Source organism: Vibrio kyushuensis (assembly GCF_050337325.1).
Classification (GTDB): Bacteria; Pseudomonadota; Gammaproteobacteria; order Enterobacterales; family Vibrionaceae; genus Vibrio; species Vibrio kyushuensis.
Genome location: NZ_JAKJSV010000007.1, coordinates 33,286 through 53,206, shown reverse-complemented (window position 1 = coordinate 53,206; position 19,921 = coordinate 33,286). Strand labels below are relative to the sequence as shown.

19 protein-coding genes are annotated in these 19,921 nt (G+C 43.2%); 8 read left to right on the top strand and 11 right to left on the bottom strand.

Going from position 1 to position 19,921, the window contains the following annotated elements:
* Positions 1-39: 39 nt before the first annotated feature.
* The 5 genes from gshB to metK all read right to left on the bottom strand — a co-directional run bounded on the left by gshB (position 40) and on the right by metK (position 4,780).
* Positions 40-987, bottom strand: a complete 948-nt coding sequence (gene gshB / locus L4D20_RS15865) for a glutathione synthase (RefSeq protein ID WP_428802586.1) — start codon at positions 985-987, stop codon at positions 40-42.
* Between the two features lie 13 nt (positions 988-1,000).
* Positions 1,001-1,732: a 16S rRNA (uracil(1498)-N(3))-methyltransferase gene (gene rsmE, locus L4D20_RS15860; protein WP_428802585.1), complete on the bottom strand. Its 732-nt coding sequence runs from the start codon at positions 1,730-1,732 to the stop codon at positions 1,001-1,003.
* Between the two features lie 109 nt (positions 1,733-1,841).
* Positions 1,842-2,333 carry a SprT family zinc-dependent metalloprotease gene (locus L4D20_RS15855; RefSeq protein ID WP_428802879.1) on the bottom strand — a complete coding sequence of 164 codons (492 nt, stop codon included), beginning with the start codon at positions 2,331-2,333 and terminating at the stop codon, positions 1,842-1,844.
* A 128-nt stretch (positions 2,334-2,461) separates the two neighbouring features.
* On the bottom strand, positions 2,462-3,259 hold the full coding sequence (locus tag L4D20_RS15850) for a DUF2189 domain-containing protein (protein ID WP_428802584.1): 798 nt from the start codon (positions 3,257-3,259) through the stop codon (positions 2,462-2,464).
* Positions 3,260-3,625: 366 nt separating this feature from the next.
* Entirely contained in the window at positions 3,626-4,780 is a 1,155-nt protein-coding gene (gene metK, locus L4D20_RS15845; protein WP_428802583.1) for a methionine adenosyltransferase, read from the bottom strand.
* A gap of 342 nt (positions 4,781-5,122) precedes the next feature.
* On the opposite strand from metK, the gene tkt reads away from it, so the two are divergent.
* Positions 5,123-7,117, top strand: coding sequence for a transketolase (gene tkt, locus L4D20_RS15840; protein ID WP_428802582.1), 1,995 nt, complete (start codon positions 5,123-5,125; stop codon positions 7,115-7,117).
* 130 nt (positions 7,118-7,247) lie between these two features.
* Entirely contained in the window at positions 7,248-8,087 is an 840-nt protein-coding gene (locus tag L4D20_RS15835; protein WP_428802581.1) for a glycosyl hydrolase 2 galactose-binding domain-containing protein, read from the top strand.
* Between the two features lie 7 nt (positions 8,088-8,094).
* Here L4D20_RS15835 and L4D20_RS15830 read toward each other — a convergent pair whose 3' ends face one another.
* The 5 genes from L4D20_RS15830 to argR form a co-directional block, all read right to left on the bottom strand.
* Positions 8,095-8,496: a DUF2061 domain-containing protein gene (locus L4D20_RS15830; RefSeq protein ID WP_428802580.1), complete on the bottom strand. Its 402-nt coding sequence runs from the start codon at positions 8,494-8,496 to the stop codon at positions 8,095-8,097.
* A gap of 205 nt (positions 8,497-8,701) precedes the next feature.
* On the bottom strand, positions 8,702-9,139 hold the full coding sequence (locus tag L4D20_RS15825; RefSeq protein WP_428802579.1) for a universal stress protein: 438 nt from the start codon (positions 9,137-9,139) through the stop codon (positions 8,702-8,704).
* 117 nt (positions 9,140-9,256) lie between these two features.
* Positions 9,257-11,836, bottom strand: a complete 2,580-nt coding sequence (locus tag L4D20_RS15820) for a TRAP transporter permease (RefSeq protein ID WP_428802578.1) — start codon at positions 11,834-11,836, stop codon at positions 9,257-9,259.
* A 217-nt stretch (positions 11,837-12,053) separates the two neighbouring features.
* Positions 12,054-13,022: a TAXI family TRAP transporter solute-binding subunit gene (locus L4D20_RS15815; protein ID WP_428802577.1), complete on the bottom strand. Its 969-nt coding sequence runs from the start codon at positions 13,020-13,022 to the stop codon at positions 12,054-12,056.
* Positions 13,023-13,351: 329 nt separating this feature from the next.
* Complete coding sequence (gene argR, locus L4D20_RS15810) at positions 13,352-13,822, bottom strand: transcriptional regulator ArgR (RefSeq protein WP_428802576.1); 471 nt, start codon at positions 13,820-13,822, stop codon at positions 13,352-13,354.
* A gap of 325 nt (positions 13,823-14,147) precedes the next feature.
* Between argR and mdh the strand changes: the two genes are divergently transcribed.
* On the top strand, positions 14,148-15,083 hold the full coding sequence (gene mdh / locus L4D20_RS15805) for a malate dehydrogenase (protein WP_428802575.1): 936 nt from the start codon (positions 14,148-14,150) through the stop codon (positions 15,081-15,083).
* A 199-nt stretch (positions 15,084-15,282) separates the two neighbouring features.
* Here the strand turns inward: mdh and ispB are convergent, their stop codons facing one another.
* Positions 15,283-16,254, bottom strand: a complete 972-nt coding sequence (ispB, locus tag L4D20_RS15800) for an octaprenyl diphosphate synthase (protein ID WP_428802574.1) — start codon at positions 16,252-16,254, stop codon at positions 15,283-15,285.
* Positions 16,255-16,522: 268 nt separating this feature from the next.
* On the opposite strand from ispB, the gene rplU reads away from it, so the two are divergent.
* From rplU to L4D20_RS15775, 5 genes are all read left to right on the top strand, one after another.
* Positions 16,523-16,834 (top strand): 50S ribosomal protein L21, encoded by a 312-nt coding sequence (gene rplU / locus L4D20_RS15795; protein ID WP_428802573.1) that lies wholly within the window; start codon positions 16,523-16,525, stop codon positions 16,832-16,834.
* A gap of 19 nt (positions 16,835-16,853) precedes the next feature.
* Entirely contained in the window at positions 16,854-17,111 is a 258-nt protein-coding gene (rpmA, locus tag L4D20_RS15790; RefSeq protein WP_102404997.1) for a 50S ribosomal protein L27, read from the top strand.
* A 241-nt stretch (positions 17,112-17,352) separates the two neighbouring features.
* Positions 17,353-18,528 (top strand): Obg family GTPase CgtA, encoded by a 1,176-nt coding sequence (cgtA, locus tag L4D20_RS15785; RefSeq protein WP_428802572.1) that lies wholly within the window; start codon positions 17,353-17,355, stop codon positions 18,526-18,528.
* A gap of 145 nt (positions 18,529-18,673) precedes the next feature.
* On the top strand, positions 18,674-19,441 hold the full coding sequence (locus L4D20_RS15780; protein WP_428802571.1) for a threonine/serine exporter family protein: 768 nt from the start codon (positions 18,674-18,676) through the stop codon (positions 19,439-19,441).
* Positions 19,423-19,905, top strand: coding sequence for a threonine/serine exporter family protein (locus L4D20_RS15775; RefSeq protein WP_428802570.1), 483 nt, complete (start codon positions 19,423-19,425; stop codon positions 19,903-19,905). Before L4D20_RS15780 ends, L4D20_RS15775 begins: the two co-directional genes overlap by 19 nt.
* The last annotated feature ends 16 nt before the right edge of the window (positions 19,906-19,921 follow it).

The window sequence follows — 19,921 nt, the reverse complement described above, 5'->3', positions numbered from 1 at the left end:
AATCATGAAGTGGGCAGTTAATAAGCTGCCCAAATACAGTTACGCTTTCAAGCGGCGCTCAATTGCGTCCATCAATTTGCCTGTGATTGAAATACCGAATGCAGCTTCGATCTCTCGAATACAAGTCGGGCTGGTTACGTTAATTTCAGTCAGCCTATCGCCAATTACGTCTAGGCCTACAAAGATGAGACCCTTTTCTTTTAATGTTGGAGCAACCGCCAAAGCAATCTGTCTATCGGTTTCACTCAGTGGACGAGCTTCGCCACGACCACCCGCTGCAAGATTGCCACGTGTTTCACCTTTTGCCGGGATACGAGCAAGCACGAATGGCATTGGTTCACCATCAACGACTAAAATACGTTTGTCACCGATGGTAATATCGGGAACAAAAGTTTGCGCCATAGCGTAGTTCTGGCCGTGGTTGGTTAATGTTTCAATGATGACATTAACGTTAGGATCACCCGCTTTAACACGGAAGATTGACGCTCCACCCATGCCATCAAGCGGTTTTAAAATAACATCGCCGTGCTCTTCTTGAAATTGCTTAATCTTTTCAGCTTTACGCGTCACTATTGTTGTTGGTGTTAGCTCAGGGAACCAAGCAGTAAAAAGCTTCTCATTACAGTCACGTAAGCTCTGTGGCTTATTGACGATCAGAGTCCCTTTCTCTTCCGCTCTTTCTAAAATATAGGTCGCGTAGATGAATTCAGTATCAAAAGGAGGATCTTTACGCATCAATATAGCATCTAGCTCTGACAGTTTGATGGTTTGCTCTGATTTAAACTCATACCACCCGTTTGGATCTTCTTTGAGCTCGACTACTTTGGTGTCAGCAATGGCTTCGCCTTGATCTAAGTGTAGATCATCCATCTCCATATAGTGGATTTCATAGCCTCGACGCTGAGCTTCTAGCATCATGGCAAAGCTTGAATCCTTTTTAATGTTAATGGATGAGATCGGATCCATCACAATACCCAGTTTAATCATTGAAATTCTCCAGTTAGCCGAGATCGCCAAAACGAACTTGTAAGGCGGTAATTGCAGTCAACGCTGCGGTTTCTGTACGTAATACTCGTGGACCAAGTAATGTCTCTTCGAATTGATACTCTTGTGTCATATCAATCTCTTGTGAAGAGAGTCCACCTTCCGGACCAATCAGTAATCGAACTTTGCTAATTGGCTCAGGGAGCGTGTTTATAGAGTAGTTAGCTCTTGGGTGAAGATTGAGCTTAAGGGCTTCAGTTTGTTCAGCACACCACTGCTCAAGCTGCATAATGGGACGAATTACAGGAATGGTGTTTCGACCGGATTGCTCGCAGGCACTGATGGCGATTTTTTGCCACTGAGCCAGTTTTTTCTCAAAGCGCTTCGCGTCCAGTTTCACGCCGCATCGCTCTGATATGAGAGGGGTAATAGTGTTGACGCCAAGCTCAACCGATTTTTGAATTGTAAACTCCATTTTATCGCCACGAGAAATAACCTGGCCTAAATGAAGATCTAAAGGAGACTCGCTGCTGCGTTCAATGCGTTTAGTAAGCTCAACACTCACACGCTTTTTACCCACTTCACTAAGGACTGCTGGAAACTCTGCGCCACTGCCGTCAAAAAGAAGTACTTCTTGACCCGCTTTCATTCGTAAAACACGTCCAATATGGCCTGCTGCATCGTCATCAAGATCGAGCATACCCAGTTGTGAAATCGGATGTGAGTGATAAATACGAGGGGTTCTCATAGAGAGTTCCTAAGCGAGGAATAGTTAGACCCTAACATGGATGCTTTAACGTGAAAAAACAAGGTTTGATAGGGATTAAACTATTTAATGATGTGAATTTCTAAGTGAGCTACAGAGCAGCAAAGGTCAGTGTTTTTTGACATGACTGACAACGATAGGTGGCTTGTTGTCTCATCACTTTATTGTGACGTCGAATTGATAGGGCATGATTGGTACAGCCACAGTTATATTCGAAGGTTTTTCCTTGTACTGAATTCACCGAAAAGTCGTGTGTTGTTTTAGCATCCAAGCCAAAAACTTGCTGCATGACTGTTTGCCACTCTTTACCGTGAGGTCGGACTTTACCAAATTGATGGAAGGTAATTAAGTGAGCGACTTCATGGGCGATAACTTCATTGAGGAATGCTTGTGGGTTTTCTGAAAAAAGAATGGGATTTAGACGGATCTCCCAACGATTAAGAAATGCCTTACCTGCTGCTTTACCACGAAGCTTATAGTTCAATGTAGGCAGTTTAAAAGGGTGTTGAAAGTAAGCTGAGGCTTGGTCCATGCAGGTTTTTAACTGAGCTTGTGCTCGGTAGTTAAGTTCAAAATCTTTCACTGTCGTTCCTTGCTGCCACTTACTGATTAAACATGCATATTTACTATCGACTAATAAAAAGCCCCAGCGTGAAAGCTGAGGCGATGATAGTAACATTAAATAATGTCTAGAAGATAAGGTAGGAGAGCTTATATGTGGTGTTTCTTTTTGATGGTTTCATGATAACCATGCCAAGTCGCGTAGCCTAGAATTGGCATAGTAAAGAACATCCCAATACCGTAAGTAGCAAAACCAATGAGAATACCGCCTGTTATAACTAGAGCCCAAACGATCATTGCGGGCACATTACTTTTTACGGCATTAAAGCTTGAGAAGACCGCTGTCATCATGTCGACGCGTTTTTCCATCATCAATGGAATAGAGAACGCAGACATACTGAATATAACGGCTGAAAAAATAAACCCGACTATTGAGCCAATAATCAAAAATGGTGCAAACTCTTGAATAGGAGCCCCTTGAACGGATGGGTATAAAGCATGGATTAACGCTGCAACACGCATCCAAAATATCATCGCAACGGTTAGCAGAACGGCAAAAGCCCACTGTGAGGTTGAGTTACGAGAGATTGCCCGCATGGAGTGCATTAAGCTTGGGTTATGGCCTTTCTCTCTCTCCCAACTGGCGTCATACATACCGAGTGCAAGGAAAGGGCCTATGAGCATATAAACAATCAGGCTTGGCATGACTACAAGGTGTGTTCCTTGCCACTGTACCAATAACACAATCCCAATTGCGGCAGCCATAAAGCAGGCTCCATAAAACATGCTTATTACAGGCATTCGTATAAAGTCATTTAAACCTAATGATAGCCAGTGAAAGGGAGCTGATACGCTCAACTGATTGCAGGGTAGTGTTCGAGCATATTCACTATCAGGAATTTTCTTATCTTTTGTTTCAAACTCTGATGGGTTTACCGTACGAGGCATACACCCTCCTTGATCTATTCTCGTTAATTGTTGCCGACTTTCACTTGCCGACTGACGAATTTGAGGTGGTTTATCAAAGTAGTAGAACGTTTGAACTCTTGCTCTGCAATACAATCCACATCAATTGTTGTGTTTTAAGTAACCATTATATTTAAAGTAATAGCTTGATATTGAAGTAATAGGCTGAGGTTAAAGTGTGACTCACCAATGGCAGTATTTCTGCTTAAGAAGAAAGTACATTTAACACTTTATTAACTATTGGTGGGAATAGAAAAAAACACAAATTATTTGATGAAAAATTAAGCTAAAACAAGAAAGCCCCTGCAAATATGCAAGGGCTCTATGTTTTGAGTCGGTAGTTGCTAGTTACTTAAGACCAGCGAACTCACGTAGCATTGCTGCTTTATCTGTCGCTTCCCAAGGGAACTCTTCACGGCCAAAGTGACCGTATGCTGCCGTCTGCTTGTAGATAGGTTGAAGAAGGTTAAGCATTTCTTGTAGGCCGTATGGGCGAAGATCGAAGTTTTGGCGAACCGCTTCAACGATGATTTCTTGTGATACTTTTTCAGTACCAAACGTTTCAACCATGATTGATGTTGGATCAGCAACGCCGATTGCGTAAGACAGTTGGATTTCACAACGATCAGCCATGCCAGCCGCAACGATGTTTTTCGCAACGTAACGCGCCGCGTATGCTGCAGAACGGTCTACTTTTGATGGATCTTTACCAGAGAATGCACCGCCACCGTGACGAGCTGCGCCGCCGTAGGTATCAACGATGATCTTACGACCTGTTAGACCACAGTCACCCATTGGGCCGCCGATAACAAAACGACCAGTTGGGTTAATAAAGAAGTTAGTCTCTTTATTGATCCACTCTGAAGGAAGTACTGGCTTGATGATCTCTTCCATTACCGCTTCACGTAGATCGGGTGTTGAAATATCATCACTGTGCTGAGTTGAAAGAACAACAGCATCGATACCAACAATTTGACCTTGGTCGTATTGGAACGTTACTTGAGATTTCGCATCTGGACGAAGGAAATCAAGTTTGCCGCTCTTACGTACTTCAGCTTGCTTTTTAACAAGAAGGTGAGAGTAAGTAATTGGTGCAGGCATTAGAATTGGTGTTTCATTCGTAGCGTAACCAAACATGATGCCTTGGTCGCCAGCGCCTTGATCTTTAGGGTCTGCTTTATCAACGCCTTGGTTAATATCAGGAGACTGCTTACCAATCGTGTTAAGTACAGCACATGAATCGGCATCAAAGCCCATGTCTGAACCCGTGTAGCCAATTTCACGAACGGTTTGACGAGTGATCTCTTCGATATCAACCCAAGCTGATGTGGTAATTTCACCGCCAACCATAACCATACCGGTTTTTACGTAAGTCTCACACGCTACGCGAGCTTTTGGATCTTGTTCGATGATGGCATCAAGAACAGCATCAGAGATTTGGTCTGCAATTTTGTCTGGATGACCTTCTGAAACAGACTCAGAAGTGAATAGGTGCTTAGCCATGAGAGCTCCACTAGTTTGGTTGTTTATGATGAATTTTAGCATTCACCACAATAATATTTGATAATTAATTGTAGGTGTTTCTACATCTAGACGGCTATTCTAATTTTGCAGCGGCTAATTACAAGTTCTTTTTTGGATATATCATAACTAAACGTTTGCGTATGAAAATTGGGATTTGATTGGGTGAATGTATAGAGTTGTGAAAATAGTTGGAAATTTGAGCGAAATCTCCAGTAAAACGTTTGCAGTCAATAGGGGGCTTTGAGAGAATATGACGCCTGAATTCGACGAATAATTCAGATTCCACTATTTTTTAAATCGCATACGCACTCAGGAGCAGACATGCCTTCTCGTAAAGATCTAGCCAATGCAATCCGCGCACTTAGCATGGACGGCGTTCAACAAGCAAACTCAGGTCACCCTGGCGCACCTATGGGTATGGCTGACATCGCTGAAGTTCTTTGGCGTGGTCACTTGAACCACAACCCACAAAATCCAGAGTGGGCAGATCGCGACCGTTTTATTCTTTCTAACGGCCACGGCTCAATGCTGATTTACTCTCTGCTTCACCTAGCAGGTTACGAGCTTTCGATTGAAGATTTGAAAAACTTCCGTCAACTGCACTCTAAGACTCCTGGTCACCCTGAGTATGGTTACGCACCTGGTATCGAAACGACAACTGGCCCACTAGGCCAAGGCATCACGAATGCTGTTGGTATGGCGTTGGCTGAAAAGTCTCTAGCAGCGCAATTCAATAAAGAAGGTCACGACATCGTTGATCACTTCACCTATGCATTCATGGGTGATGGCTGTCTGATGGAAGGTATCTCTCATGAAGCATGTTCTCTAGCGGGTACGCTGGGTCTTGGTAAGTTGGTTGCTTTCTGGGATGACAACGGCATCTCTATTGATGGTGAAGTTGAAGGTTGGTTCTCTGACGATACACCTAAGCGTTTTGAAGCGTACGGTTGGCACGTAATCCCTGCTGTTGATGGTCATGATTCTGAAGCGATTAATGCCGCAATCATCGCTGCTAAAGCTGATCCTCGTCCTACGCTTATTTGTACTAAAACAGTGATTGGTTTTGGTTCTCCTAATAAAGCGGGTACGCACGACTGTCACGGTGCTCCACTAGGCGCTGATGAAATTGTAGCGACTAAGAAAGCACTAGGTTGGGCACATGGTCCTTTCGAAATCCCAGCAGACATCTCTGTTGAATGGGATGCGAAAGAAGCTGGTGCTGCAAAAGAAGCAGCTTGGAATGCTAAGTTTGACGCATACGCTGCAGCACACCCAGAGCTTGCTGCAGAATTCAAACGTCGTGTAAATGGCGAGCTTCCAGCACAGTGGGAAGAGAAGACAAGCAAAATCATTGCGGACCTTCAAGCGAACCCTGCAAACATTGCATCACGTAAAGCATCACAAAATGCATTAGAAGCATTTGGTCAAATGCTTCCTGAGTTCATGGGCGGCTCTGCTGACCTTGCACCATCTAACCTAACTATGTGGTCTGGTTCTAAGTCACTGACTGCTGATGATGCTTCAGGTAACTACATTCATTACGGTGTGCGTGAGTTCGGTATGACGGCTATCATGAACGGTATGGCTCTGCACGGTGGTTTCGTACCATACGGCGCAACGTTCCTAATGTTTATGGAATACGCACGTAATGCAATGCGCATGGCTGCTCTGATGAAAGTTCAGAACATTCAAGTTTACACGCATGACTCAATTGGTCTTGGCGAAGATGGTCCAACACACCAACCTGTTGAGCAAATTGCATCACTGCGTCTAACACCAAACATGAGCACATGGCGTCCATGTGACCAAGTTGAATCTGCAGTAGCATGGAAACTAGCAGTTGAGCGTAAAGATGGTCCTACATCTCTAATTTTCTCTCGTCAAAACCTTGCACAGCAAGAGCGTACAGAGGCACAAGTTGCTGACATCGCTAAGGGTGCTTACATCCTGAAAGATTGCGAAGCTAAGCCTGAGTTAATCTTAATCGCAACAGGTTCTGAAATTGAACTTGCTGTAGCGGCAGCGGCTGAACTGACTGCGGAAGGTAAGCAGGTACGTGTTGTTTCAATGCCATCAACAGATGCATTCGATAAGCAAGACGCAGCATACCGTGAAGCGGTACTTCCATCAGATGTAACAGCTCGTATTGCTATCGAAGCGGGTATTGCTGACTTCTGGTATAAGTACGTTGGTTTTGGTGGCAAGATCATCGGTATGACAACATTTGGCGAATCTGCACCTGCAGGTGAGCTATTCAAGATGTTCGGTTTCACAACTGAGAACGTTGTGAATACAGCAAAAGAGTTACTGGCTTAATTTAAGCGAGATTTCTGATATCGAAGGCCTAGCAGTTTGCTAGGCCTTTTTTGTTCTATTCATTTTTGCTATATCTTTAACCTTAGGTATTCCTTATACTCTACGAACTTTGATCTAGCGCAATTTTATTATGCAAATCTCTCTAGCTGGCCTCTGGCAATTATCCCCATTGACTGATCTGTCAATTCCTCAAGAAGACATTCTTTTTCCTGCCCCATTGAGTACAGTTTTACCTAATGATCTGTCTGAAGAAGTAATTGCAGAGCAAGAGTGGCATTTGATGCACGATATTGAGGTAGACGAAGCGATGCTGGCTAACTCAGCTATTGATCTCGTCATCTCAGGCATTGGTTATCATGCCGAAATTAGAGTCAATGGAGAGGCGGTGTTTGATTGTGAAGAGTTTCATGAGAGCTATCGAAAAGATATTCTGCCGTATCTTCAATTAGGTCGAAATCGATTTGAAATACTGTTTCTTGAACAAGAAGAAGATTGGCTACTAGAGGATGACGAGGAAATCGACACACCATTTTCTCTTAATGAGTCAATAGAGCCTGAAAGTCGTATCGGTATTTGGTATACGCCCTATTTAGAGGTGTTACCGTCCGTTCGTATCGATGACGTCAAAACGGAACTGGTCAATCACCAAGTGGGTGGTTGTGAGGTGTTAGTGCATCTTAATTTTACCGCCTTTAAACCGGGTCTAATTTCAGCTCTGATTAAATTCAATGGCATGACGTATCGCCTTCCTATTGATGTGCGAGCATCCAAAACAAATGCGGTCTTCCAACTAGACGCTCCTATTTTTCTTAACATCGACAATTATAATGAATCACAATGTTATCTATTGGACGTTCAGTTAGAAAACAGCCATCGAACGTACCATGTCGGTTTAATTGATGAGGCCGAATATCCAACTTATGCTCAGCAAGTCATGCAAGAGATCCATAATTACATCCCGTTAAACTGATTCAGTACTAACATCTGTGTGCGCATTGCCAAGTTGAATCGTACTTTGTAGCGTGTTTACGCTGCCAAGATTTCTCGTGGAAATAGTAAGCACAAGTGTTAAACGCAGGCTCTATGGTTGCCATGATTCCGCCAACCAATGCATCTCCAGTCAATAAATAGACAACACTAAAAGCAACGCTAAAGTGCACGATAGCAAAGCTGGTGGTTTTTATTTTAGTCGAACGAGCAAACTGTTGTAACGACTTCCATTGGTTCCATATCTTTTCGTGGAAGTAGAATGCAAATGTATTGACAGTAGGCTCGATCATCGCAATCAAGCTGCCAATGAGAATATCTCCAGTAAGTATATAAGCAACACTAAAGGCAATCATAAAATGTATTGTGGCAAAGCTCAGTGTTTTTCTCATGGTCATTCTCAATTTGGTCATTGTCTCGATAGGGCTATTATTGAGAATTAGTCGCATTAAGTGAAATTGAGTTTGTCTATTAGTCTAATCAGAATTTTCGATGTCGAGCGTTCATTCTCGGGTTATGACACCGAAAAAGAAAAACGCAGTATTCTGAGAGAATACTGCGTTTTAGTATCGATATCGTTGAACGAGCAAATTAATATTAGCCTTGAGGCTTAACCACTAATACGTTGATTGGTGAGTTCTGTACTACTTTGCTCGCGACTGAGCCTAGTACTGCATTATCAAGCTTTGAACGTTTATGGCTTGGCATAACTATCAAATCAGCTCCAAGCTTTGCAGCATGCTCCAAGATCGTTGAGTATGGTTTACCTTCTGCAACATGAACCTTGTAAACAATTTTCTCGTTGATGTGCTGGTCAGCAAATTTTCTTAGTTGCTCTTTCACATCTTCTTTCATCTTCTGTGCTGCATCTTTCGGGAAGTAAGTCGCCACCATAGACATGTGGATTCCCGGCAGTACATTAAGAAGATGTATCTGTGCTTTTGAGTGCTTAGCATGCCAAACGGCAAGTTGAACGGCTTTGTCAGAAAAGCCTTTGTCATTTAAATCTACAGGAACAAGGATTTGTTTATACATTATTTGTCTCTTTATATTTTAACCAAGTGGCTAAGCGAATCCTTTTTAAAAATTGGCCTTATCTAACTAAACTCACGAGAAAAACTAAAGCTTAGGTATTAAGATAAGGCCATCTCTTTACGCGCTCAACTGTTCCTTTCGAGCTCGTCTTCTTTGGTTTAATCCTAGAACAATTAGAATCAACAGTGCAGGAATAAATACCCATTCTTTCATTGGTCTATCTGCATTTTGGATAACTGATTTTATTTCCCAATCGAAATCAATACCAGCGGCTTCCGCAGGGCTGCCAAATTCAACCATATCAACAATCATTTTGCCTTCGGTTTTAGTTAGCATTAAGCCCATAGATGCAATCCGCTCTTCACTTGTGGATGCTGAATCTTCGAATGGAAGGCGAACTGTTTTTTCAGAATAGTTACCTTCTAAATTTTCTCCTCCCACTCTTAATTCAAGCGATTGTCCCACTGATAGGTTTCCAGTTATTTGAGCAACCTCAATACCTGGTGAAAGAACCTTCTCTGGATAGACCATGTCCCACCAGAAACCAGGACGGAAGAAAGAAAAAGTCAATGCGATAAGCAGAACTGTTTCCCACCATTTATTCTTAGTGAACCACCAGCCTTGTGTGGCCGCAGCGAAAATCAAAACAGCTGTTACTGATGAGAAAATAGTCAGAACCAAATGCCACCAAGAATCAATGCCCATCAATAGTAACTGCGTATTGAATATAAACATAAACGGCAATATTGCCGTTCGAATATCGTAGGTAAAGCCTTGAATACCTGTCCGTATTGGATCGGATTTTGCGATGGCTGCAGCAGCAAAGGCCGCGAGACCTACAGGGGGAGTATCATCAGCCAGAATACCGAAGTAGAACACAAATAAGTGAACAGCGATAAGAGGAATAATAAGCCCGTGCGCAGCACCAAGCGTCACGATAACTGGAGCCATTAAGGTTGATACAACGATGTAGTTTGCTGTAGTTGGTAAGCCCATCCCCAAAATTAAGCTAATCACGGCAGTAAATAGCAACATCAATATAATGCTACCGCCAGAGATAAACTCAACAAAGTCAGTCATGACAAGACCGATACCCGTTAAGGTAACAACCCCTACAACCGTACCTGCAGCCGCCGTTGCGACACCAATACCTATCATATTACGAGCGCCAGAAACCAAGCTCTCAGCAAGGTCGACAAATCCTGCTTTTACTTGCTCAGAGACATTGTCTGACTTAGACATAATTGCCATCAGTGGACGTTGGGTTAGCAAGATGAAGATCATGAAGACAGTCGCCCAGAATGCGGATAAACCCGGAGAGAAACGCTCTACAGTTAAACACCAAACTAAAACAACAATTGGAAGTAGGAAGTGCAAACCAGACTTAATCGTAGGGCCTGGGTCAGGCACTTCTGTAAGTTCGGCATCGAGATCTAGTCCACCTTCTTCTGCATATCGCGAAGAGACACGGACTAAACCAACATAAGCTAATAAAAGGGCAATGGTCACTATCGGTGTTGCGGCATCACCAAAGACACCTTTTGTCCAACCAACGCCATAGTAAACAATCGCACTCATAACGCCTAAGCCAATAATGGTGCCACTGAATGAAAGAATACTCTGAATCCATGTTGGTGTATGACGACGCGGAAGGCCTGTCATCCCAGCCTTACAGGCTTCTAGGTGAACAATATAGATAAGAGCGATATATGAAATAAGTGCAGGTAGAAGCGCGGCTTTAATGACCTCAACGTATGAGATACCAACGTATTCAACCATCAAAAATGCCGCAGCACCCATGATTGGTGGCGTTAACTGACCATTAGTTGAAGCGGCAACTTCTACGGCTCCAGCCTTTTCTCCTGAAAAGCCAACACGTTTCATCAGAGGAATGGTGAAGGTACCAGTTGTTACTACGTTAGCGATGGAAGAGCCGGAAACCAATCCTGATAGGCCAGATGCAACAACTGCTGCTTTTGCTGGGCCGCCTTTCATGTGACCCAGTAAGGAGAACGCGACTTTTATAAAGTAAGCACCCGCTCCAGCTCTTTCTAGCATGGCACCGAAGAGAACGAATAGGAAAACAAACGAGGTTGAAACACCAAGTGCAACGCCGAATACCCCTTCAGTAGTTAACCAGAGGTGCGACATCGCTTTGTTTAAGCTTGCCCCTTTGTGGGCAATAACATCTGGCATGTGGGGCCCGCCAAATGTATAAAGCAAAAATACCGCTGCAACCACCATCAATGGTGGACCCAATGCGCGTCTTGTTGCTTCTAAAAGAAGCACCATGCCTGTTACTGCTGCGACAATATCCGCGGTAGTCGGTGCACCAGAACGTTCGGCCAGTTCGGTATAAAAAAGGAAAATATAGGCAGCAGAAAAACTTCCGGCTAGCGCCAATAACCAGTCGACAACTGGAATATGATCGCGTGAGGATTTTTTCGATGCTGGATAAGCCGTAAAGGCTAAAAAGATAGCAAACGTGAGGTGAATAGCACGAGCTTGAGTGTCATTAAGTACAGCAAAATTAAAAATGAACGGTAGCGGAGATGCATACCAAAGTTGGAACAGTGACCAACACAGTGGAACAAACCAAAGAACACGCCCGGGAATACCCTTTGGATTACGTGCACCTGTATCGGATTGTGCCACCATTTCTTGCACATCTTGAGACGGTGTTGTTGTCTGCGTCATGTACTTTGTCCTTATTATCGATGGTCTGGTTTATCTTTAGTGCGCTTCTGCGAATAGATCATTCAGAATAAATATAGACTGAAATCTATTTAAACGGCACTAAATGGTAGTCATTATAGATGTTAAATGGGGTTGATTTTCTAGCAGTGAAAATCAAAATAGGGGTGTAACAATCAAGGAGGCATGACGCCTCCTTGATTTATACTCAGTCATTCACTTACTTAAGTAAGCCAATTTCCTTGTAGTATTGCTCAGCACCTGGGTGAAGAGGGATAGAAAGACCCGCTTTCACCATGTCTTCTTTCTTCAGGTTAGCAAATGCAGGGTGAAGACGTTTGAATGTATCAAAGTTTTCAAATACTGCTTTAGCAACGTTATAAGCAATTTCATCAGAAACATCTGTTGTTGTAACCATTGTAGCGGCTACACCAAAGCTGTTTACATCACCATCAGTACCGCGGTACATACCGGCAGGAACTGTGCTGTATGCATAGTATGGGTTATCAGCAACGATCTTATCGATTTGCGGACCAGTTGCAGAAACTAGCTTAGCGTCACATGATGTTGTTGCTTCTTTGATTGATCCATTTGGGTGACCAACCATGTAGATGAACGCATCAATCTTGTTATCACAAAGTGCTTGTGAACGCTCAGAACCTTTAAGTTCAGATGCTAGTTTGAAGCTATCGTTAGTCCAACCAAGAGCATCCATTACCACGCCCATTGTTGCACGGTCACCAGAGCCTGGATTACCGATGTTAACGCGCTTACCTTTTAAATCTTCAACGCCATTAATACCAGCATCAGAGCGGGCGATAATGTTGAATGGTTCTGTATGTAAAGAGAACATTGCGCGTAGTTTTTTGTACGGACCTTGTTCAGTAAACTTACTTGTACCGTTGTAACCGTGATATTGCCAGTCAGACTGAACAACACCAAAGTCCAATTCACCAGCGCGAATAGTGTTGACGTTATAGATTGAGCCACCCGTTGATTCTACTGAACAACGAATGTTGTGGTCTTTACGGCCTTTATTCACAAGTTTACAAATTGCACCACCCGTTGGGTAATAAACACCAGTTACAGAACCAGTACCAATAGTGATGAATTCTTGAGCGTTGACAGCGCCTGCGCCCATTACTGCAGCGGCAATTACACCGATCTTAATAAGTTTATTAAATGCCATGAATATTCCTTCCTTAATTCATTATTAACCCCAAAACAAGTGTAGTCGTTTTGAGAGTTTCCTCGTTTGGAAACGGCATCTTTTCCAATCCATACACTGGAAAAGTGGCTGAATAATAGCAAAAAAAAGGAGGATAATTATATCAATGTTAAGAAATGTAGTTAAATACACTAACTTGTAACGAATGGGTTAAGGCTTTTGTTTGGTGTTAAATCTATGCATTTCAAAGGCTTAAGTTGAATTTTTTGAAGCGAGGTAACATTTCTGAGATGTGAACTTGGTCACGATTAGTGGAATAATATCGTGACCAATATAACAGCTAAATCTATTTACCCGGTGTATTCAAACAGGTCGCACACGGATTCAAACAGTTGTTCGGTGGTCACAGATAGCGTTGGAGTGATAAAAATTGTATCGTCTCCAGCAACGACGCCTAGGATACCTTCAGATTTTCCTAATGAGTCCAACAATCGAGCAATTAATTGAGCAGCACCTGGACCGGTATGAATGACGACGATGGCAGCGTTGCGGTCTATATCGAGTACTAACTCTCTAAGTGAGCTAGAGACTGTCGGAACGCCAAGTTCTGCTGGTAAGCAGTAAACCATTTCCATTTTTGCATTACGGGTTCTGACAGCACCAAACTTGGTAAGCATTCGAGATACTTTGGATTGATTGATGTTCTCGAAACCTTCATTTTTCAAAGCATCAACAATATCGCCTTGAGAACCGAATCTTTCTTCTTTTAGAAGGGATTTGAAAGCCCGAACTAGGTTATCTTGTTTCTCTGTATTGCGCATGATTTAGATTCTTTGGTTGATTTGAACGTGCATATCTTCGCATAGCTATGCATATTACGCCAAACCCTAGCGATAAATTCTGTCTAAGCGGTCACTGTAAACTATTTTTAACCCGCATTGTGATGTGGGTTAAGTTATTGTCATTTAAGGTTATTGCGTGGATAATCTGGTCTTTTGTGTAGCACGTATTTATTGAGTTGCGCTAGGTCGCAAAGCTAACGTTAATTGATTGTAATCAAGTTATGAATATTATATTTTTTACCTTAAATGATTGCAAAATACCCTACATAACTTTTATAAGAGATCCAATCTCAAGGAGACAACAATGAAAGTAGCCGTAATTGGTGCCGCTGGTGGCATCGGCCAAGCTTTAGCCCTTCTTCTTAAAAACCGCCTTCCAGCGGGTTCTGACTTAGCTCTATATGATATTGCTCCAGTAACACCGGGTGTTGCTGCAGATTTAAGCCATATCCCAACACCTGTTTCTATTAAAGGTTACTCAGGTGAAGACCCAACACCAGCACTTGAAGGTGCCGATGTTGTTCTAATTTCTGCAGGTGTTGCACGTAAGCCAGGAATGGATCGTGCGGATCTATTTAATGTGAATGCAGGGATTGTTAAGTCTCTTGCTGAAAAAATTGCTGTTACCTGTCCTACCGCGTGCGTGGGTATCATTACGAACCCAGTAAACACAACGGTTCCTATTGCTGCTGAAGTACTAAAGAAAGCAGGCGTTTATGACAAGCGTAAATTATTCGGTGTGACAACTCTGGATGTGATTCGCAGTGAAACTTTTGTTGCGGCTTTAAAAGACAAAGATCCTGGTGACATTCGTGTTCCTGTTATTGGTGGTCACTCTGGCGTAACGATTCTGCCTCTACTATCTCAAGTAGAAGGTGTAGAGTTTACTGCTGAAGAAGTGGAAGCACTAACGAAGCGTATCCAAAATGCGGGTACAGAAGTTGTTGAAGCTAAAGCCGGTGGCGGCAGTGCAACACTTTCAATGGGTCAAGCAGCATGTCGCTTTGGCTTGGCACTTGTTAAAGCGCTACAAGGTGATGACTCTGTGATTGAGTGTGCTTATGTAGAGGGTGCAGGTGAGCACGCTCCATTCTTTGCTCAACCAGTTAAACTGGGTAAAGATGGTGCAGAAGCTATTTTAAGCTATGGTGAGCTTAGTGATTACGAAAAAGCGGCACTTGATGGCATGCTTCCAACACTGAATGGCGACATTGAAATTGGTGTTGAATTTGCCAAGTAGTGTTCATATTTAGGATGATGTTCAGCCTTATTGTAAGGTAAGTCATCTAGAAAAGAGAAAAGCTGATCTATGGATCAGCTTTTTTATTGTTTGAAGGTTTTACCTGATCTTCTCTCTCAATATAGGGCATTTTAATCGTTGCTCTATATAAAGAGGAAAGTCGACTTGTTAGATCTCGGCTACTTTGTTCGTTTAACGGTTATTTTGTTCGCTTAACAGATAGGTGAGCAAGGGCTATTAGCGCTTGCTTATATTCTGACTCAGGCAAGATTGATAATTCAGCAATGGCTTTATCTGCCTCTGCAAGGGCTTTATCTGTTGTGTACTCAAGAGATCCACTCTCTTTCATTGCTGCGAGGATATCGTCAAGACGCTCCATACCATTCGAGTGTTCAATCGCATCTCGAATCATAAGAGCTTGCTCCTCATTGCCATGACGCATTGCATGAAGTAGCGGTAGGGTAGGCTTACCTTCTGTAAGATCATCACCTACATTTTTGCCCATCTCCTTACCGTCTGAAGTGTAATCCATCACGTCATCGATAAGCTGGAATGCTGTTCCTAGGTATTTTCCGTAGTTCTGTAGTGCAACTTCAATTTCTTTTGGAGATTCATTTAAGATAGCCCCAATTTGAGTCGCGGCTTCAAACAGGCGCGCAGTCTTCGAGTAGATGACCTGCATGTAGCTCTCTTCAGTTGTGTCGGGGTCATTACAGTTCATTAACTGCTGAACCTCACCTTCTGCGATAACATTCACTGAGTCGCTCATCAGTTCAAGGATCCTTAAAGATCCTAGCGTTGTCATCATCTGGAAAGAGCGGGTATAGATAAAGTCACCAACTAAAACACTCGCTGCATTTCCAAAGGCGGCGTTGGCTGTTTCTTTGCCGCGGCGCATATCAGATTCATCGACGACATCGTCGTGCAACAAGGTAGCAGTGTGGATAAACTCAATAAATGCAGCAGCGGTTGTATGAGCTTCGCCTTTGTAGCCGAGTGCACGTGCCGATAAAATAGCGAGCAGCGGGCGTAGGCGTTTGCCACCACCACTGACGATGTAGTATCCCAATTGGTTGATTAAAGATACATCAGAGTTGAGTTGAGCTTGAATAGTTTCATTAACTTTTGCCATGTCTTTGGCAGTAAGCGCTTGGATAGCAGTAAAATCCATTATAAATCCGGCTGAGGTTAGACCCTGTAAGGTATTCTTATCTTCTTTAGTAGCTGAATAATACACTAAAAAACGTTGATTAATACATCACTAAAGGGCATGATTGCCGCACTTTTCTTTGGCGAACACCTTTTCGCCAATTATTTAAAAATATGGCTTGTCATAGCCGCATGATTCCCGTAGAATCTGCGCCCTATTGATTAGTTTAGCGCACACCCGAGTTGTTCAAATAACAACCAAAGGCTGTGCGGAAAAAGCGGAGTAAAATATGTACGCTGTTTTCCAATCTGGTGGCAAACAACACCGAGTTAGCGAAGGTCAAACCCTTCGTTTAGAGAAATTAGACGTTGAAACTGGTGCAACTGTAGAATTTGATAAAGTTCTTCTTGTTGCTAACGGCGAAGAAATCGCTGTTGGTGCACCTCTTGTTGAAGGTGGCAAAGTTACTGCGGAAGTAGTACAACACGGTCGTGGCGATAAAATTAAAATCGTTAAGTTCCGTCGTCGTAAGCACTCTCGTAAAGAGCAAGGTCACCGTCAGTGGTTCACAGAAGTGAAAATCACTGGCATTAACGCTTAAGTATTAGGAGAGTTTAACAATGGCACATAAAAAAGCTGGTGGTTCTACTAATAACGGCCGCGATTCAGAAAGCAAACGTCTTGGTGTTAAGCGTTTCGGTGGTGAATCTGTTCTTGCAGGTAACATCATCGTTCGTCAACGTGGTACTAAGTTCCACGCTGGCACTAACGTTGGTATCGGTAAAGACCATACTCTTTTCGCTCTTACTGAAGGTAAAGTGAAATTTGCAGTAAAAGGTCCTAAAAACCGTAAATTCGTTAGCATCGAAAGCGAGTAATTAAGCAGCTGCTTAGTTATATTAGCTTTTAAGCTGAATTCAAAAGCCCTGCCGATTCGGCGGGGTTTTTTATTTGTAGATAGCATGGGTTTATAAATATTACCTGTTTATAGGCGCAATTAATTTATAAGCGCTACTGCTTTACAGACGCTATACCCTAGGCCCTAGTTCACAGTGGGATTTATGGTCTAACGTCTACTAGAATAGTAGTGATTTCCCACGTGCATGAGTGGAGTGTAAAATGAAATTTGTTGATGAAGCAACGGTTAAAGTTGAAGCCGGTGATGGCGGTAATGGAACCGTAAGTTTTTGGCGAGAAAAATTCATCACCAAAGGTGGACCTGATGGTGGTGATGGCGGTGATGGCGGTGACGTTTATTTACAGGCTGATGAAAACCTAAACACCTTGATTGATTATCGCTTTCAACGTTTTTACGACGGTGAGCGCGGCGAGAATGGCCGTGGCGGAAACTGTACGGGTAAGCGCGGTAAAGACAAAGTTTTACGAGTGCCTGTTGGTACTCGTGCTGTTGATATCCATACCAATGAAATTGTTGGTGAAGTGGCTGAACACGGCAAAAAAATCATGGTCGCAAAAGGCGGTTGGCATGGTTTAGGTAATACTCGTTTTAAGTCTTCAGTTAACCGAGCGCCTCGTCAAAAGACGATGGGAACTAAAGGTGAAGTTCGTGAACTTCGTCTAGAGCTACTGCTATTGGCTGATGTTGGTATGCTTGGCTTGCCAAATGCAGGTAAGTCTACCTTCATTCGTTCTGTTTCTGCGGCAAAACCGAAAGTAGCGGACTACCCATTTACAACGCTAATTCCTAGTTTGGGTGTGGTAAGTGTCGTTCCTGGAAAGAGCTTCGTTGTTGCTGATATCCCTGGTCTAATTGAAGGCGCAGCGGATGGTGCAGGCCTAGGTATTCGTTTCCTTAAGCACTTAGAGCGTTGTCGCGTTCTGCTACATATGATTGATATCATGCCTGTGGATGGAAGTGATCCTGCGCAAAACGCGCTAACGATCATCGATGAGCTTGAGCAATACAGTGAAAAGCTTGCTGGTAAGCAAAGATGGCTAGTATTTAACAAAGTCGATCTTATGCCAGAAGAAGAAGCGGATGAAAAGATCCAAGAGATCTTAGAAGCGCTTGCTTGGGAAGATGATTACTACAAAGTTTCAGCACTCAATAAGCAAGGCACGAAAGAGCTTTGTTATAAACTGGCTGACTTTATGGAGCAGTTACCCCGCGAACTTGAAGAAATTGATGAAGAAGATAAAGTCGACTTCATGTGGGATGATTACCATAAAGATGCAATGAGTGGCGATAACGTTATTACCGAAGACGGTGACGACGATGATGATGATTGGGACGACGAAGAAGATGACGGTCACGTTATCTACGTTCGAGACTAGTTTCGATTAAACTCTAAACGCATCAGTTAACTCTATCTAGAAACCGCAACCCTTAGGGCTTTGCGGTTTTTTTGTGTCTAAATCATATTGTTACCCCAATTTATTTGGCACTATGAAGAGTCAAAAATCATACTGGAAAGGACTCATGGTATTAAATCAAAGAGCGGTCTCTCGGCTGATCGCTCAAGCAGGGCAGATGTTGCTTGCTCATGGTGCTGAAAGCACGTTAGTAGGGAGTATTACCCATAGGATTGGAATCGCAAGTGGCATGGATGAAGTAGAAGTTTCACTCTCTGCCAGTTCACTTGTCGTTACCACTGTCTATCAAGATCACTGCATTACCACTGCAAGACGAAGCCCGGATCGCGGCATTAATATGCGAGTCATAACCCAAGTACAGCGCATTTGCATTATGCTCGAAAAGGGAATTTTAGATTATGAACTTGCTCAGAAAAAGCTCAATGAGATAACACCGGAGCGCTATAATCGCTGGCTAGTGGTAGCGATGATTGGCTTGTCATGCGCAGCATTTAGTCGCTTAGCTGGAGGTGATATTGGTGTCTTCATGATGACCTTCTTAGCATCATCGATTGGCATGGTGGTTCGCCAAGAGATTGGCCATCGCCATTTTAATCCGATGGTTAATTTTGCGGCTACCGCATTTGTTACCACCATTATTTCAGCTCAAGCCGTGACATTCTCTATTGGTAATCAACCGACACTCGTCATGGCATCATCGGTATTGATGCTTGTTCCCGGTTTTCCATTGATCAACTCTGTCGCCGATATGATCAAAGGCTACATCAATATGGGGATTGCTCGTTTTGTTATGGCAAGTCTTCTGACTTTAGCGACTTGCTTAGGCATTGTTGGCGCGATGAGCGTGGTAGACGTATGGAGCTGGGGGCTATGATGGAACTTCTATTGGGCCTTGCCCACGACATGCTATTTGCTGCTATTCCGGCTGTTGGGTTTGCGTTAGTTTTTAACGTACCGCAGAAAGCGTTAATCTATTGCGCTTTAGGTGGTGCTATCGGTCACGGGTCTCGTTACCTCATGATGCACTTTGGAATACCTATAGAGTGGGCAACTTTCTTTGCTGCAACAATAGTTGGAATGATCGGCGTTCACTGGTCACATAGATTTTTGGCCCACCCTAAGGTATTTACTGTCGCCGCGATGATACCAATGGTGCCCGGTGTCTTTGCTTTTAAAGCGATGATTGCCATGGTCGAAATTAACCAACTTGGCTATTCGCCCGAGTTAGTGGCAACGTTGCTTGAAAATTTCTTGAAATCGATGTTTATTATCGCAGGTCTTGCTATTGGCTTAGCTGTGCCGGGGCTGTTATTCTATCGACGTAAACCCATTGTATAGAATCGATTAGGAAAAA

Excerpts from the sequence above, each read along its gene's own strand:
- mdh (WP_428802575.1), top strand. The coding sequence starts at position 14,148 with ATGAAAGTAGCCGTAATTGGTGCCGCTGGTGGCATCGGCCAAGCTTTA.
- L4D20_RS15780 (WP_428802571.1), top strand. The coding sequence starts at position 18,674 with ATGGTATTAAATCAAAGAGCGGTCTCTCGGCTGATCGCTCAAGCAGGG.
- argR (WP_428802576.1), bottom strand. The coding sequence starts at position 13,822 with ATGCGCAATACAGAGAAACAAGATAACCTAGTTCGGGCTTTCAAATCC.
- L4D20_RS15850 (WP_428802584.1), bottom strand. The coding sequence starts at position 3,259 with ATGCCTCGTACGGTAAACCCATCAGAGTTTGAAACAAAAGATAAGAAA.
- L4D20_RS15775 (WP_428802570.1), top strand. The coding sequence starts at position 19,423 with ATGGAGCTGGGGGCTATGATGGAACTTCTATTGGGCCTTGCCCACGAC.
- ispB (WP_428802574.1), bottom strand. The coding sequence starts at position 16,254 with ATGGATTTTACTGCTATCCAAGCGCTTACTGCCAAAGACATGGCAAAA.
- metK (WP_428802583.1), bottom strand. The coding sequence starts at position 4,780 with ATGGCTAAGCACCTATTCACTTCTGAGTCTGTTTCAGAAGGTCATCCA.
- tkt (WP_428802582.1), top strand. The coding sequence starts at position 5,123 with ATGCCTTCTCGTAAAGATCTAGCCAATGCAATCCGCGCACTTAGCATG.
- gshB (WP_428802586.1), bottom strand. The coding sequence starts at position 987 with ATGATTAAACTGGGTATTGTGATGGATCCGATCTCATCCATTAACATT.
- L4D20_RS15820 (WP_428802578.1), bottom strand. The coding sequence starts at position 11,836 with ATGACGCAGACAACAACACCGTCTCAAGATGTGCAAGAAATGGTGGCA.
- L4D20_RS15825 (WP_428802579.1), bottom strand. The coding sequence starts at position 9,139 with ATGTATAAACAAATCCTTGTTCCTGTAGATTTAAATGACAAAGGCTTT.
- rsmE (WP_428802585.1), bottom strand. The coding sequence starts at position 1,732 with ATGAGAACCCCTCGTATTTATCACTCACATCCGATTTCACAACTGGGT.
- L4D20_RS15815 (WP_428802577.1), bottom strand. The coding sequence starts at position 13,022 with ATGGCATTTAATAAACTTATTAAGATCGGTGTAATTGCCGCTGCAGTA.
- rpmA (WP_102404997.1), top strand. The coding sequence starts at position 16,854 with ATGGCACATAAAAAAGCTGGTGGTTCTACTAATAACGGCCGCGATTCA.
- L4D20_RS15835 (WP_428802581.1), top strand. The coding sequence starts at position 7,248 with ATGCAAATCTCTCTAGCTGGCCTCTGGCAATTATCCCCATTGACTGAT.
- rplU (WP_428802573.1), top strand. The coding sequence starts at position 16,523 with ATGTACGCTGTTTTCCAATCTGGTGGCAAACAACACCGAGTTAGCGAA.
- L4D20_RS15830 (WP_428802580.1), bottom strand. The coding sequence starts at position 8,496 with ATGAGAAAAACACTGAGCTTTGCCACAATACATTTTATGATTGCCTTT.
- cgtA (WP_428802572.1), top strand. The coding sequence starts at position 17,353 with ATGAAATTTGTTGATGAAGCAACGGTTAAAGTTGAAGCCGGTGATGGC.